At 67.6% G+C, this 13,958-nt stretch carries 14 protein-coding genes; 4 read left to right on the top strand and 10 right to left on the bottom strand.

All coding sequences use genetic code 11. From position 1 onward, the window contains the following. Window positions 1-6: 6 nt before the first annotated feature. The 3 genes from ACWEWT_RS10530 to dxr all read right to left on the bottom strand — a co-directional run bounded on the left by ACWEWT_RS10530 (window position 7) and on the right by dxr (window position 3,339). Window positions 7-606, bottom strand: coding sequence for a hypothetical protein (locus tag ACWEWT_RS10530; protein WP_452558041.1), 600 nt, complete (start codon window positions 604-606; stop codon window positions 7-9). Between the two features lie 273 nt (window positions 607-879). After that, a complete protein-coding gene (locus tag ACWEWT_RS10535) occupies window positions 880-2,073 on the bottom strand; it encodes a M50 family metallopeptidase (RefSeq protein ID WP_452558042.1) in 1,194 nt (397 codons plus the stop codon). 126 nt (window positions 2,074-2,199) lie between these two features. Next, window positions 2,200-3,339: a 1-deoxy-D-xylulose-5-phosphate reductoisomerase gene (gene dxr / locus ACWEWT_RS10540; RefSeq protein ID WP_452558043.1), complete on the bottom strand. Its 1,140-nt coding sequence runs from the start codon at window positions 3,337-3,339 to the stop codon at window positions 2,200-2,202. 92 nt (window positions 3,340-3,431) lie between these two features. Here dxr and ACWEWT_RS10545 point away from each other — a divergent pair, with 92 nt between their 5' ends. Further along, the gene (locus ACWEWT_RS10545; RefSeq protein WP_452558044.1) at window positions 3,432-3,695 is read left to right on the top strand and encodes a DUF2631 domain-containing protein; all 264 of its coding nucleotides are present in this window, start codon (window positions 3,432-3,434) and stop codon (window positions 3,693-3,695) included. Window positions 3,696-3,829: 134 nt separating this feature from the next. Here ACWEWT_RS10545 and lhgO read toward each other — a convergent pair whose 3' ends face one another. Together lhgO and rlmN are read right to left on the bottom strand one after the other, a co-directional pair. Then, a complete protein-coding gene (lhgO, locus tag ACWEWT_RS10550) occupies window positions 3,830-5,041 on the bottom strand; it encodes an L-2-hydroxyglutarate oxidase (RefSeq protein WP_452558045.1) in 1,212 nt (403 codons plus the stop codon). 260 nt (window positions 5,042-5,301) lie between these two features. Next, window positions 5,302-6,411, bottom strand: coding sequence for a 23S rRNA (adenine(2503)-C(2))-methyltransferase RlmN (gene rlmN / locus ACWEWT_RS10555; RefSeq protein ID WP_452558046.1), 1,110 nt, complete (start codon window positions 6,409-6,411; stop codon window positions 5,302-5,304). 133 nt (window positions 6,412-6,544) lie between these two features. Here rlmN and ACWEWT_RS10560 point away from each other — a divergent pair, with 133 nt between their 5' ends. After that, entirely contained in the window at window positions 6,545-6,937 is a 393-nt protein-coding gene (locus tag ACWEWT_RS10560; protein WP_452558047.1) for a lipopolysaccharide assembly protein LapA domain-containing protein, read from the top strand. 3 nt (window positions 6,938-6,940) lie between these two features. On the opposite strand, the gene ACWEWT_RS10565 is transcribed toward ACWEWT_RS10560, so the two are convergent. The 5 genes from ACWEWT_RS10565 to rpsB all read right to left on the bottom strand — a co-directional run bounded on the left by ACWEWT_RS10565 (window position 6,941) and on the right by rpsB (window position 11,588). Continuing rightward, window positions 6,941-7,891, bottom strand: a complete 951-nt coding sequence (locus ACWEWT_RS10565) for a phosphatidate cytidylyltransferase (RefSeq protein ID WP_452558048.1) — start codon at window positions 7,889-7,891, stop codon at window positions 6,941-6,943. 246 nt (window positions 7,892-8,137) lie between these two features. Further along, on the bottom strand, window positions 8,138-8,695 hold the full coding sequence (frr, locus tag ACWEWT_RS10570) for a ribosome recycling factor (RefSeq protein WP_452558049.1): 558 nt from the start codon (window positions 8,693-8,695) through the stop codon (window positions 8,138-8,140). A gap of 50 nt (window positions 8,696-8,745) precedes the next feature. Continuing rightward, entirely contained in the window at window positions 8,746-9,474 is a 729-nt protein-coding gene (gene pyrH / locus ACWEWT_RS10575; RefSeq protein ID WP_452558050.1) for a UMP kinase, read from the bottom strand. Between the two features lie 291 nt (window positions 9,475-9,765). Further along, a complete protein-coding gene (tsf, locus tag ACWEWT_RS10580; RefSeq protein WP_452558051.1) occupies window positions 9,766-10,590 on the bottom strand; it encodes a translation elongation factor Ts in 825 nt (274 codons plus the stop codon). A 146-nt stretch (window positions 10,591-10,736) separates the two neighbouring features. Beyond that, complete coding sequence (rpsB, locus tag ACWEWT_RS10585) at window positions 10,737-11,588, bottom strand: 30S ribosomal protein S2 (RefSeq protein WP_452558052.1); 852 nt, start codon at window positions 11,586-11,588, stop codon at window positions 10,737-10,739. Window positions 11,589-12,712: 1,124 nt separating this feature from the next. Between rpsB and ACWEWT_RS10590 the strand changes: the two genes are divergently transcribed. Together ACWEWT_RS10590 and ACWEWT_RS10595 are read left to right on the top strand one after the other, a co-directional pair. Continuing rightward, window positions 12,713-13,297 (top strand): hypothetical protein, encoded by a 585-nt coding sequence (locus ACWEWT_RS10590; protein WP_452558053.1) that lies wholly within the window; start codon window positions 12,713-12,715, stop codon window positions 13,295-13,297. 123 nt (window positions 13,298-13,420) lie between these two features. After that, window positions 13,421-13,933, top strand: coding sequence for a M23 family metallopeptidase (locus ACWEWT_RS10595; protein ID WP_452558054.1), 513 nt, complete (start codon window positions 13,421-13,423; stop codon window positions 13,931-13,933). Window positions 13,934-13,958 lie beyond the last annotated feature (25 nt).

Raw genomic sequence — 13,958 nt, forward strand, 5'->3', positions numbered from 1 at the left:
CGGGAACTACGCCATTGCCAGCTGCTGGCAACGATCGATGATGTCCTGGGAAACGCCGATGCCCAGCAGGCAGGCAGTACCCTGAACAGGCGAGATCAGCGTTCCGCTATAGCACTTCTGCAATGCCCATTTCGCGAATTTCCCCTGGTTACCCTCGGCTTCCAGGCAGTCCGTGAACGGATCCCCCGCTATCGGCCGGACGACGGTGTTCTGCCGCTGCACACCGTCCTGCCAGAGGGCCACGGCGCGGGTGCCGTCGGCCCGGTCGGTGACCAGCTTTTCCGCGTAGCCCACGATCTGCTCTGTGTCGTCGACCACGAAATGCACGGTTCCGCCCGATCCGGCCGAATACTCGACGGGCACCCGCACCAGCTGCAGGCCGTTGCTCGAGGCCTCGACCGAGATCTGATCCACGGCCAGATCGCTCATATCGGTCCGCAGCGGCAGCGACTGCGCCGTGATCGCCTCGGTGACGACGGCCTTCGATTCCTCCGCGGTGACCTGCCCCGGCGCCGCGGCGGCCGCCGCACCCATCCCCGCCGTACTCAGACAGCCCCACACCACGAGCGCCCACGAGACCGTGGACATGACAGTACGAAATTTCACTGGATCCCCTTCGTTACCTAACGGCGGCAACGACGAGCCGACGCAGCACACGATCGGCTCTGGTGGAGCGCGGAGGAAACCCCCACCCGGCACGCGGGTACCGGGCAATCGAGATCGGGCCAACTCCCCTCGGCCCTGTGTCGTTACCGCAGTTCATCGTAGGGGACGAGACCGGTGGCGACAAGTGCCACGCAACGACCGTCGTTGTGCCACAACGAAAACGCGCATCGATGGTCGCGACAGCCGATCCGGACGACGCCGGATCCGCCGCGGCTAGAACAGTTTGATCGGATTGACGATATCGGCGGCCAGCGTCAGCAACATGTAGGCGCCGCCCAGCACCACCGCCGCGTAGGTGATCGGCAACAGCTTCAGATAGTCCACCGGGCCACCCGGCGGCAGTCCACGCAATCCCCGGACGGTGTTGCGGATCTTCTCGAAGAGGACCACGGCGATATGCCCGCCGTCGAGCGGTAACAGCGGGAGGAGATTGAAAACACCCAGGAAGAAGTTCAGGCTGGCCAGCAGGAGAATGAACCAACCCCACATACCGGCCTCGAAGCTCTCGCCGCCGAGCCGGCTGGCTCCGTACACACTCACCGGTGTATCCGTGTCCCGTTCGCCACCGGAGACCGCCTCCCAGAGAGCGCCCACCTTCTGCGGAAGTTGCACCAGGGATTGGGCGGTTCGCACCGCCAGGTCACCGGTGAACACGGCCGATGCGGGAATGGCGGCGATCGGGCCGTAGGTGACCGGTCCCTGATTCTCCAGGGTCACGCCGACCGCGGAAATCTCCCGTGTCGTGCCGTCTTCGCGGTAGCGCTGGACCCGCTCGGGCACGACCTCGATGGTCAGCGCGCGGCCGTCGCGATCGACCGTATAGGTGAGAGGCCCGGTCTTCTGCTGGGTCGCGGCCTGGAATTCCGACCAGGTGCCGACAGCGACGCCGTCGACGGCCGTCACGGTATCGCCGGGCAGCAGACCGGCCCGTTGGGCCGGCCCGGCACCCGAACATTCGGCGTAGCTCAGATCAGCGTTCTGCGCCGGTACACAACCGACCGCCCCGACCGTCGCGGTGGGCTCGGTCAGTCTGGGCAGACCTTCGGTCATCGCCAGTACCGCGATCAGCAGGAACGCGAGCAGGAAGTTCATGAAGATACCGCCGAACATGACGACCAGGCGCTTCCAGGTCGCCTGGCGGTACATCGCCCGGTCCAATTCCTCGGGTTCCAGCTCGTCCAGAGCTGTCATCCCGGCGATATCGCAGAAACCGCCCAGCGGGAGCGCCTTGACGCCGTATTCGGTCTCACCGCGCCGGAACGAGAAGATCTTGGGGCCGAAGCCGACGAAATACCGGCGCACCTTCATTCCGGTGGCCTGCGCAGCCCACATGTGCCCGCATTCGTGTAATGCCACCGAAAGTGTGATGCCGAGGGCGAACAGGACGAATCCCAGAACGAACAGCATGTGGTCTACAGCCCTCCTGCGATATGCAGATCATGACGCCGGCCCGCACGGAAGACCGATACGGCCGCGAGCACGGTGTCCACTGTAACGGCAGGCATCGCGCTTCTCGACCACCCTGTGGTGGCGTCATCCACCGGCGACGACCTCCGCGCGGTCGCGGGCCCAGGTATCGGCTGCCAGCACTTCGGCGAGATCCACGGGCTCGGTGCGCCACTGGTCGGCCGCGGCGAGCACCCGTTCGACGGTGCGCACGATTTCCGGGAACCGGATGCGGCCGTCGAGAAACGCCGCCACCGCGGTTTCGTTCGCGGCGTTGTACACAGCGGTCACGGATCCGCCCTGGGTACCGGCATACCGGGCCAGGTCCACCGCCGGGAACACCGCACTGTCCACCGGTTCGAAGGTCCACGTGCTCGCGGTGCCGAAATCACAGGCGGTCGCGGCACCCGGGACCCGATCGGGCCAGCCGAGCGCCAACGCGATCGGCAACTTCATATCGGGCGGACTGGCCTGGGCGAGGGTGGATCCGTCGGTGAACGTGACCATCGAATGCACGATCGACTGCGGATGGACAGTCACCTCGATCCGGTCGTAGGGGATACCGAACAGCAGATGCGTTTCGATGAGCTCCAACCCTTTGTTGACCAGAGACGCGGAATTCAGGGTGTTCATCGGACCCATGGACCAGGTCGGATGGACCTTCGCCTCGGCGGGGTTCACATCGTCGAGCATTTCGGTGGTCCAGCCGCGGAAAGGCCCGCCGGAGGCCGTGAGGATAAGCTTCTCGACCTCCTCGCTCCGGCCGCCGCGCAGGCATTGCGCCAGCGCCGAATGCTCGGAATCGACCGGCACGATCTGTCCGGGTTTCGCCGCCCGGGTGACCAGCGAACCGCCCGCCACCAGCGATTCCTTATTGGCGAGCGCCAGGGTCGCCCCCGATTCGAGCGCGGCGAGGGTCGGCTCCAGCCCCAGAGAGCCGACGAGCGCGTTGAGCACGATATCGGCGTCGGTACTGCGGACCAGTTCGGTCACGGCATCCGCTCCGCCGAGGGACACTCCGAGGGCACGAGCCGCCTCCGGATCCGCGACAGCGACATTGTCGGTACCGGTGGCGGCCATCTGGCCGGCCAGCAGCTCGGTGCGTCCGCCCCCGGCCGCCAGACCCACGACCCGGAAGCGGTCCGGATTGGCGGCGATCACCTCGAGGGCCTGGGTACCGATGGAACCTGTGCTACCGAGGACGAGGACTCTGCGGATATCTGACACGTGCCCATTGTCACCGACCGCGCCCCTACTGGCTACGACGGCCGGTCGTATGCCACGATATCGGGTATCTGATCCCTTGAGAAGGAGTGATCGTGTCCGCCACGGAACTCGAACCCGCCACCGACCACGTAGTCACCAAGGTGGACCCTGCAGAAGTTCCTTCCGCGGCCTGGGGATGGAGTGGCGAATCCCCTCGTACCTTCCGCATCGCCGCCGTGGTGGTGGGCTTGATCCTGTTGGCGATGATCGTCGGCAACCATTCGGGCAAGGTCGAGGACCTGTACCTGATCGGCTTCGCGGTCACGCTGTTCGGGATCGTGATCCGGGATATCGTGCTCCGCCGGAAGCCCCGTTGAGGGTCTCCCGCTCCTACCGAGCCGAGTGATTCGGGCGCCCCGGGCGGGCCTCCCTTCGTAACCACTGCCGGCACGAGCCGAGGATCCGTCCTGTGCTCGGCAGATCTCGATCCGTTCGTCACCGGTCCGGATCCTCAGGTCGCAGTATCGCCGCGCCCCTCGACGATATCGACCACGTATTCCGCGATCGCCAGCGAAGAGGTCGCCGCGGGCGAGGGCGCGTTCCGGACCGCGGTGACCGGGCCCAACCGGTCGATCCGGAAATCGTCCACCAGGGTGCCGTCGATATCCACCGCCTGGGCCCGTACTCCGCTGCCCCCGCGGACCACATCGGCGGCGCCGATCGCCGGAATGTACCGTCGCGCCCGGCGCATATACGCCCTCGCGGACAGTGAGCCGTACATCTCGTCGATCCCCGTACGCCAATGCTGTCGCGTCATCCGGCGGAATCCGGGCCAGCGCACGGTATCCGCGAGGTCGCGCGCCGAGAAGTCGCCGCGGCGATAGCCTTCCCGCGCAAAAGCGAGCACCGCGTTGGGGCCCACCTCCACTGTCCCCGAGACCCGCCGGGTGAAATGCACTCCCAGAAACGGGTACCGCGGGTCCGGTACCGGATACACCAGTCCGCGGACCATATCCGCCTTCGCGGCGACCACGTTCATGTACTCACCGCGAAACGGTACGATCCGCGGCCCGGGGTCGGCACCCGCCCGCCCCGCCACGGTATCGGCGTGCAAACCCGCGCACACGATCACTCGATCCGCGCGCAACACCTCGTCACCCGTGACGATCTCGATCCCCGATACGGTCCGCGTAATACTGTCCACCCCGGCCGACAACCGCACTTCCCCACCGGATTCCACCAGATCCGCGGCGAAGGATTCCGCGATCCGGCGGAAGTCGGTGATGGCGGTCCGCGGCGAATAGAGTGCGGCGATCCCCTCCGCGAACGGTTCGATCTCCTGGATCTCGGTCCGGTCCACCCGGCGCAGGCCGGGTACCGTGTTGTCACCCGCGCGGACCCGCAGTGCCTCGAGCCGTGGTATCTCGTCGGCGTCGACTGCGATCACGAGTTTGCCGCATTCGTCGTAGGGCAGTTCGCGTTCGGCGCAATACTCCCGCAGCAGCGACCGCCCCCGCGCGCACAGTACGGCCTTCAGGCTGCCCGGCCGGTAATAGATCCCGGCGTGCACCACCCCTGAGGTGTGGCCGGTCTGATGCGCGGCGACGCGATCTTCTTTCTCCAGCACCACGATTCGGTCACCGGGGCGTCGGGCGGCCAGTTCCCGCCCGATCGCCAGTCCCACGATCCCCGCACCGACGACGGCGACGACTCGATCACCCATGCACCGTTCTCCTCACACCGTGTCACCACCGCGCGGCCCGCATTCCACTGGATCCGGGGATGCTCGGACGCGCCGAACGGGATCGTCGCATCCACCCGGTCGCGCGGCAACAACGTCCGGCGAAAGACGTATATCGCTGCCTGCATCGGCCCGAGCGGAATGCCCGTCCCGCGGGAGGCACCGGCCGCCGAACAGCGACGATCGAATATCGGCGAATGTTCGCCGCCGGGTGCCCCGGCCGAGTCAGCCGGCGCCGGCGTTCAGCCCTCCGCCGCCAGCTGACCGCACGCTGCCGCGATCTCCTGCCCGCGGGTGTCCCGGACCGTGCACGGAACCCCCTGCTCCTCGACGCGGCGGACGAACTCCCGCTCCACCGGCTTGGGGCTGGCGTCCCATTTGCTGCCGGGAGTGGGGTTGAGCGGGATGACATTGACATGCACGCGCGAACCGAGCGCCTTGTGCAGCTTCCGGCCCAGCATTTCCGCACGCCACGGCTGATCGTTGATATCCCGGATCAGCGCGTACTCGATGGATACCCGGCGACCCGACTTGTCGGCGTAGTACCGGGCGGCATCGAGAACCTCGGCCACCGGCCAGCGGTTGTTCACCGGGACCAGCGTGTCGCGGAGTTCGTCGTCCGGGGTGTGCAGGGAGACCGCGAGCGTCACCGAGAGATCCTCGTCCGCGAGTTTGCGGATCGCGGGAGCCAGACCGACGGTGGAGACCACCACATTGCGCTGGGAGATCCCCAGGCCGTCCGGGGCGGGTGAGGTGATGCGGCGGACGGCGTTCACCACCCGCTTGTAGTTCGCCAGCGGCTCACCCATTCCCATGAAAACGATATTGGACAGACGCCCGGGGCCGCCGGATACCGCACCGTCACGCAGATCGGCCGCCGCGGCGCGAACCTGGTCGACGATCTCGGCGGTGGACAGATTGCGGTTCAACCCGCCCTGTCCGGTCGCGCAGAAGGGACAGGCCATACCGCAACCGGCCTGGCTGGAGATGCACAGTGTGGCCCGATCGGGGTAGCGCATCAGCACGCTCTCCAGCAGGGTGCCGTCACCGGCCCGCCACAGCGTCTTGCGGGTCTCGCCGGCATCGCAGGCGATCTGCCGCACCGGGGTGAGCAGCGGCGGGAACAGTGCCTGCGACACTTTCTCCCGGACCGCGGCCGGGAGATCGGTCATCTGCTCGGCATCGGCCTGCAACCGCCCGTAGTACTGGCGCGCGATCTGGTCGGCGCGGAACTTGGGCAGACCCAGCTCGGCCATCGCGGCACGGCGGCCGTCCGCGTCGAGGTCGGCCAGGTGGCGAGGTGGCATACCACGGCGCGGTGCGTCGAACACCAGGGGCAAAGAGGCGGTCATAGTCCTACCAGTGTGTCATCTCGGTGAATGTGATCTGTGCCGAGCCGCCCCGCGAGACGCACGCCCCGGACCGAGACCGACCGGCGGGCCCGAAATCCGTGCGCAGCCGATAGCCGTCGGCAATCATCGACATATGGCGACCTCCGATGATCCGACACCCGAGACCCGCGCACTACCGAAGGATCTCCCACCGGCGGGGGCGCCGGGCGCGCCCACCGGGCGGAAAACCGCACCCGATGTTACCGGCGGAAAACCGGCGGCCGGGAAGCGTCGGCGAAAGGGGGTGGAGAAATCCCGCGTCGGCAACGCCTGGATCGCGCTGATCGTGGCGGCGCTGCTCGGTATCGTCCTGCTGATCTTCATCCTGCAGAATTCCGAGAACGCCGACGTGGAGATGCTGTTCTGGAACTTCTCGTTACCGCTCGGGGTCACGATCCTGTTGTCGGTGATCGCCGGAGCCCTGGTGATGGCACTGGTGGGCGGGGTACGCATCGTGCAGCTGCGCCGCGCCGCGCACCGCAACTGAGCCTCAGAGCAGGGTGCTGAGCACCAGCCAGGACACGAAGGCCGAAGGCAGCATGGAGTCGAGCCGATCCATGATGCCGCCGTGGCCGGGCAGCATGGTGCCCATATCCTTGATGCCCAGCTCGCGTTTGATCTGCGATTCGACCAGATCGCCCAGGGTCGCGACGACCACCAGCCCGATACCGAGCACCACACCGATCATCGAGTTGGCCTCGAGCAACAGCGTGACGGTGAGCAGTCCGCCGATGATCGCGAAGACCAGGGAGCCGCCGAAACCCTCCCAGGATTTCTTCGGACTGATCGAGGGCACCATGGGGTGGCGGCCGAAGAGCACCCCGGCGACATAACCGCCGACATCGGAGCACACCACCAGGATCATGAAGGTCAGCACCCGCAGGTTACCGTCGGGCTCCTCCAGGAGGAGCAACACCGCGAACGACGCCAGCAACGGAATCCATGCCAGGGTGAACACCGTGATGGCGGTATCGCGCAGGAAGTTGCGTGGGGCGGTACGCAGCCCGTGGTCGAACAGCCGCCACACCATGCATACGAGCGCCGTAGCCGCGAAGGCGCCGGTCACTCCGCCCGGGCCGAACGGCCAGCCCAGCCAGAACACGGCCTGGCCACCGACGATCAATGGTGTCCGGGGCACCAGCACATCGGCTTCGCGCAGCCGCTTGGCGACCTCCCAGGTCGCGATCCCGACCGCGACCCCGGCGACGCCGATGAACACCTTCGGAACGAAGATCAGGACGGCGATACACAACAACCCGAGGGTCAGGCCGACCGCCAGGGCCGCGGGTAAGTTCCGTCCCGCGCGAGACCGCTTCGGCTCGGCGCCCGCGGGCGCGCCGGCCGGGGCCGGTGTCGGTTCGGATATGCCCTCGGCCGGCGGCTGCGGTCGGGCCGCACCGGTCGCGGCGGCTTTCTCGGCCACGATTGTCCCGTCGCTCAACTCGTCGTCGTTCCGTTCGTTCCCACCCGAAGCGGGCGTCGCTCGCTCCGCTGTTCCCATTGTGCGGCAGTCCACCGGCCGGATGCCGGGTCGACCGCCGGTCCGGTGCCCGTTCGGCACGAACACCGTCTTCCGCGCGACATCTACCGCTCATGCCGCTCTCGGACAATCCTGCGCGCCGGGCGTGACCGGCATGCCTGCGCAAGGTACCACCGCGAATCCGACGGGCTCCGCCGCCCGCCTCGCTCAGACCTCGAGCAGTTCGGACTCCTTGTGCTTCACCAGCTCGTCGATCTGGCCGACGTATCTGGCAGTGGTCTTGTCCAGTTCCTTCTCGGCACGCCCGACCTCGTCCTCGCCGGCTTCGCCGTCCTTCTGGATGCGGCCCAGCTCCTCCATGGCCTTGCGGCGCACATTGCGAATCGCGACCTTGGCGTCCTCGCCCTTCTGCTTGGCCTGTTTGACCAGCTCCCGGCGTCGTTCCTCGGTGAGCTGCGGAATGCTGATCCGCAGGATGTCACCGTTGTTGGTCGGGTTCACGCCCAGGTCGGAGTTGCGGATCGCGGTTTCGATCGGACCCAGCTGCGCCTGCTCATAGGGTTTGACCACCACCATCCGCGGTTCCGGGACAGTGATGCTCGACATCTGGGTGATCGGGGTCGGTGCTCCGTAATAGTCGACCACGACCCGGGAGAACATCCCCGGATTCGCACGCCCGGTACGGATTCTGCCGAGATCGTCCTTCGCCACCGAGACGGCCTTCTCCATCTTCTCCTCGGCGTCGAAGAGCGCTTCTTCAATCACGACCGTTCCTCCACTGCGTCGTCATCGTCATGACCCGCGGGCCCGCGGTGTCAGGATCGAACCAATGTGCCGATCTTCTCACCGGCCACCGCCCGGGCGATATTGCCCTTGGTCAACAAATTGAACACCAGCATCGGCATCTGGTTGTCCATGCACAAACTGAACGCCGTCGCGTCGGCGACCTTCAGATCGCGTTCGATCACTTCCTTGTGTGTGATCTCGTGATACATGGTGGCATCGGGATCCAGCCGCGGGTCGGCGTTGAACACACCGTCGACCGCCTTGGCCATCAGCACCACCTCGGCGCCGATCTCCAGCGCCCGCTGGGCCGCCGTGGTGTCGGTCGAGAAGTACGGCATGCCCATCCCGGCACCGAAGATCACCACGCGCCCCTTCTCCAGATGCCGCTTCGCGCGCAGCGGGAGATAAGGTTCGGCCACCTGCCCCATGGTGATCGCGGTCTGCACCCGGGTATCGATGCCCTGCTGCTGCAGGAAATCCTGGAGCGCCAGGCTGTTCATCACGGTCCCGAGCATGCCCATGTAGTCGGACCGCGCGCGTTCCATACCGCGCTCTTCGAGTTCGGCACCGCGGAAGAAGTTCCCACCACCGATCACCACCGCGACCTGCACCCCGGATCCCACGATTTCGGCGATCTGCTCCGCCACAGTCTCCACCACATCGGGATCGAGGCCCACCGCACCGCCGCCGAACATCTCACCGCCGAGCTTCAGCAGTACCCGGCGATATCCTGGGCGGTCGGTCCCCGGGTGCGTCATCGGTTGGCGTCTCCTTCGGCAATCGGTGTGTTCTCGGTGGGTGCTCATGGTGGTGGCGAGCGCACGGGTGGTCGCCGAGGTCCGGGACCCATCCGCTGCCTTCGCCGGCCGGGTCCGGACGCGATGTGGCACGCCGGTCTCGGCACCAACAGAAAGCGGCCTCTATCCTGCCCTACTCCCCCGCACGCCCCCGTACTAGGGCCCCGCTGCGGAGCCGTCCGGGGCCGGTCTCAGAGCGAAACCCCCGCCGCGTCCACCGCGACGGGGGTTTCCTCCTGGTCCGAGGACCGATCAGGCCTGGCCGACCTCGAAGCGGGCGAATGCGGTGACGGTGACACCGGCCTCGTCCAGCAGCGCCTTCACGGTCTTCTTGTTATCGGTGACCGACGGCTGCTCCAGCAGGACGACGTCCTTGAAGAAACCGTTGACGCGGCCCTCGGTGATCTTCGGAAGCGCGGCCTCGGGCTTACCCTCTTCGCGGGCGGTCTGCTCGGCGATACGACGCTCGTTCTCGACGAGATCGGCGGGCACCTCGTCACGGGTGACGTACTTCGCCTTGAGCGCGGCGACCTGCATGGCGGCGCCACGGGCGGCTTCGGCGGCCGCGTCACCGGAACCGGTGTACTCGACCAGTACGCCGACGGCGGGCGGCAGATCCGACGCACGCTTGTGCAGGTAGGTGGCGACCGGGCCGTCGAGAGAGACGACGCGACGCAGTTCCAGCTTCTCGCCGATCTTGGCGGCCAGCGCCTGGAGCGCCTCGTCGACGGTCGTACCGTCGAGAGCCACGGCCTTGAGCGCATCCACATCGGCCGGCTTCGCGGCCGCCGCGGCGGCGGCGATCTTATCGGCCAGTTCCTGGAATTCCGCGTTCTTGGCGACGAAGTCGGTTTCGGAATTGATCTCGACCATCACGCCGTCCTTGGCGATGACCAGGCCCTCCGCGGTGGTGCGCTCGGCCCGCTTGCCGACATCCTTGGCGCCCTTGATGCGCAGCAGCTCGACGGCCTTGTCGAAATCGCCCTCGGTCTCGACCAGCGCGTTCTTACAATCCATCATTCCGGAGCCGGTGAGCTCCCGCAGCCGCTTCACGTCAGCGGCGGTGTAGTTCGCCATCGGGGGCGAGCCTCCTTCGAGAAAGTCTGTACCGGGCAGTGGTGGTCACGACTCGCCGAGCCGTGACCACCACTGTGGGAAGTTCGGTTCGGCGGCGCTCACCATGGCAGTAGCCGGTGAGCGGCCGCCGAACGCGAGGTTACGACTCAGGCGTCGGCCGGAGTCTCCGCAGGCGCCTCGGCCGGAGCTTCGGTCGGGGCGACGGCCGGAGCCTCGGAGCTCGGGGTGGCCTGCGCCAGCAGTTCCTGCTCCCACTCCGGCAGCGGCTCGGCAGCGCTCGCCTCGGGCTTGTCGTCGCCGCCGGAACGGCCGGCCCGGGCCTGCACGCCCTCGGCCACCGCGGAGGCGACGACCTTGGTGAGCAGCGCGGCCGAACGGATCGCGTCGTCGTTACCCGGGATCGGGTAGTCGACCAGATCGGGATCGCAGTTGGTGTCCAGGATCGCGATGACCGGGATGTTCAGCTTGCGGGCCTCGCCGACGGCGATGTGCTCCTTGTTGGTGTCGACGACCCAGATCGCCGACGGCACCTTCTGCATATCCCGGATACCGCCGAGGGTGCGGTCCAGCTTGTTCATCTCACGCGTGAGCATGAGGATTTCCTTCTTGGTGCGACCCTCGAAACCACCGGTCTGCTCCATCGCCTCGAGTTCCTTGAGGCGCTGCAGGCGCTTGTGCACGGTGGAGAAGTTGGTGAGCATGCCACCGAGCCAGCGCTGGTTCACATACGGCATACCGACCCGGGTGGCCTCGGCCGCGATGGACTCCTGCGCCTGCTTCTTGGTGCCGACGAACAGGACCGTGCCGCCGTGGGCGACGGTCTCCTTGACGAATTCGTAGGCCTTATCGATGTAGGTCAGCGTCTGCTGCAGATCGATGATGTAGATGCCGTTGCGGTCGGTGAAGATGAACCGCTTCATCTTCGGGTTCCAGCGACGGGTCTGGTGCCCGAAATGCGCGCCGCTGTCGAGCAGCTGCTTCATTGTTACGACAGCCATGGCTCTCGTATCTCTCTTTCGTTGCCGGTTGACGCAGCAAGCCGGCGGCCTGCTGCCCTGGCACCACAGAACGCTCGGACCCGATCGGCGGATCGGGACCAGCCGAGACGTTCCCCTGTTCCGGAATCACGCCGGCCCCGGCCGGCTCCAAGAGGAACACGGTGGGTCAGCGTCGTGTGAACAAGCACGGTGGTGCGCGAAGTCGGTCCATGCGAACACAGACCGCTCGGCCAGTTTACGGCGTGGGCTGTGCGAACTGGAAATCGCCCGGTCGGATCCCCTGTGGAACGGCGTTCCGGGCGCACGGATGAAACATCGCTTGTTCACAGGGGCCGAGTTGTCCACAGGTACCGGAATTGCGGGTTCCGGGCCCGTCGTGCCCCGGGCAGGCTGACCATATGACCTGCGAAACCACCACCGGGTCCGCTGCGGCGACCGCAGCGGACCCGGACCTCCCTCCGGCACCACGGAGCTGGCCCCATATCGCCCGCCGCGCCCCGGCACCGAACACGAGCGAGCGCCCGACTGTGCCGCTACCGGTGGGCTGGCCGCGGCGAACCGCCGAACGATCACCGGAGCGGCACGATATCTATCGCGGCCGCGGTACCGGACGATGCGTCGGCCACATACCCGCGCCGGATACCGTCTCGACGGCCGCCGCGCCCATGCGCTCCGGCCGCACGCCCGGCGCCCGACCGGTCCGCCACCGAGCGATATCCACCACTCGGTCGGCGGAGAACACCCTTCCCGAAACCACCCCGGCGCCCCCGCCGAGCGATCTGGCACGACGGGCCAGACGTTACGAGCGCCGAATGATCGGCCGCGCGCCCGACCCTCATCCGGACAATCGCGCCGAGCCGGTGTCGCCACCTCCCGGGGCTGCCCAGTGGTCGCAACGGACGACGCCGCGACGGCCGACCCGGTTTCCCGCCGTACAGCCCGGATCGTCTCCGCTTCCCGCCACGGCACCGGCACGCCGCGCGCCCGGCCGTCACCTCCGGCGTTCTCCCGGGCGAGTGCCGATCCGGCGGCCCGGCCCGGACGACCGTCGGCTGGCGGGTATCGCCCCGCAATGGAAGCGAGTGCGCCGCCACAGGTCACCGGCCGTACGACGGAAACTGGATATGCTGATCGGCACCGCGCTGACCACGATCTTCATCGCCTTTCCGCTCGGCCCGGGAACGACGGCCGCGGCCTATACCGGCGATTCCGCCGTGGTCTCACGCTCCGGATCGGAGACCGGCCGAACCGCAGCCGGTATCGGCCCGGCCGCGCCCACGACCCCCGACTCTGCTCATATCCACCGCGCTGCCGCTCATATCCACCGCGCTGTCGCGGAGGTGGCCGCCATCGGCCCATCGCTCCACTCCGGCGTTCCCGATCCGGACCCGATCGCCGAAGCGGCTACCGACGCACCCGCGGCACTCGGATCCGAGCCGACGCCCGCCCCGGGCGGGACTCAACCCGGTTCGGGACACCACGGCGAGGCCGGGCCCGCCGATACCGGGTCCCGGGCCGGGGATACCACCGGGGCACCGTCCGGATCGAGCCGGAAGGGCAGCTGCGGAACCGGATCGAATGCGGGCTCGGCCGCCGGGTCGAGTTCGGTGTGCCGGATGATCCCGCTGCTCCGAGACCTCGTACGCGAACTGGTGAAGCTCGCACCGCAGCCGGTACCGGCCTGTCCGTGCCCGGGCCGAGCGCTGTGACACGGGCGCGCGGCCACCCGGGACCGGGGTAGCCGGATGGCCGGGCCGAGGGGATCGAGTCGTCCACACCACCGGCGGACCGGGCGGACAGCGGGGATCCGCCCGCTCCGCCGGCCGGTTCGCGTGGCGACAGCAGCGGTCATCGCGGCCGCGGCACTGATCGTTGCCGGGCCTGCGGCGGCGATACCGGATACCCGGTTCGACTGGCCGCTACGTCCACGACCGGTCGTCGGTCGGCCGTTCGATCCACCCGAGCAGGATTGGTTGCCGGGTCACCGAGGGGTGGACCTGGCCGGAACTCCTGGTCAGGCTGTCTACTCGGCGGGTCCGGGGATCGTGGCCTTCGCCGGAACCGTGGGCGGGAAACCGGTCGTGGCGATACTGCACGAAGGCGGTTTGCGAACCACCTACGAACCGGTGGAGAGCGAGATCCCGGTGGGCCGGCGGGTCACCAGCGCTACGCGGATCGGCGATCTGGCCGCCGGCCACGCCGGATGCACCGCACCCGCGTGCCTGCACTGGGGCCTACGACGAGAGAGCAGCACATATGCATCGCGGGAGTACCTGGACCCACTCGGCCTCCTGCAGAGGACTCCGATCCGGTTGAAACCGCTGGCGCCGGACTCCGGTCACTGACCCTTCGAGCTTCGGACGAACGAGC

It is taken from the genome of Nocardia sp. NPDC003963 (genome assembly GCF_053605105.1).

Bases quoted from the DNA above. Each gene is read 5' to 3' on its own strand.
- ACWEWT_RS10535 (WP_452558042.1), bottom strand. From the start codon at position 2,073: ATGCTGTTCGTTCTGGGATTCGTCCTGTTCGCCCTCGGCATCACACTT.
- lhgO (WP_452558045.1), bottom strand. From the start codon at position 5,041: ATGGGTGATCGAGTCGTCGCCGTCGTCGGTGCGGGGATCGTGGGACTG.
- rlmN (WP_452558046.1), bottom strand. From the start codon at position 6,411: ATGACCGCCTCTTTGCCCCTGGTGTTCGACGCACCGCGCCGTGGTATG.
- ACWEWT_RS10560 (WP_452558047.1), top strand. From the start codon at position 6,545: ATGGCGACCTCCGATGATCCGACACCCGAGACCCGCGCACTACCGAAG.
- pyrH (WP_452558050.1), bottom strand. From the start codon at position 9,474: ATGACGCACCCGGGGACCGACCGCCCAGGATATCGCCGGGTACTGCTG.
- tsf (WP_452558051.1), bottom strand. From the start codon at position 10,590: ATGGCGAACTACACCGCCGCTGACGTGAAGCGGCTGCGGGAGCTCACC.
- rpsB (WP_452558052.1), bottom strand. From the start codon at position 11,588: ATGGCTGTCGTAACAATGAAGCAGCTGCTCGACAGCGGCGCGCATTTC.
- ACWEWT_RS10590 (WP_452558053.1), top strand. From the start codon at position 12,713: ATGCTGATCGGCACCGCGCTGACCACGATCTTCATCGCCTTTCCGCTC.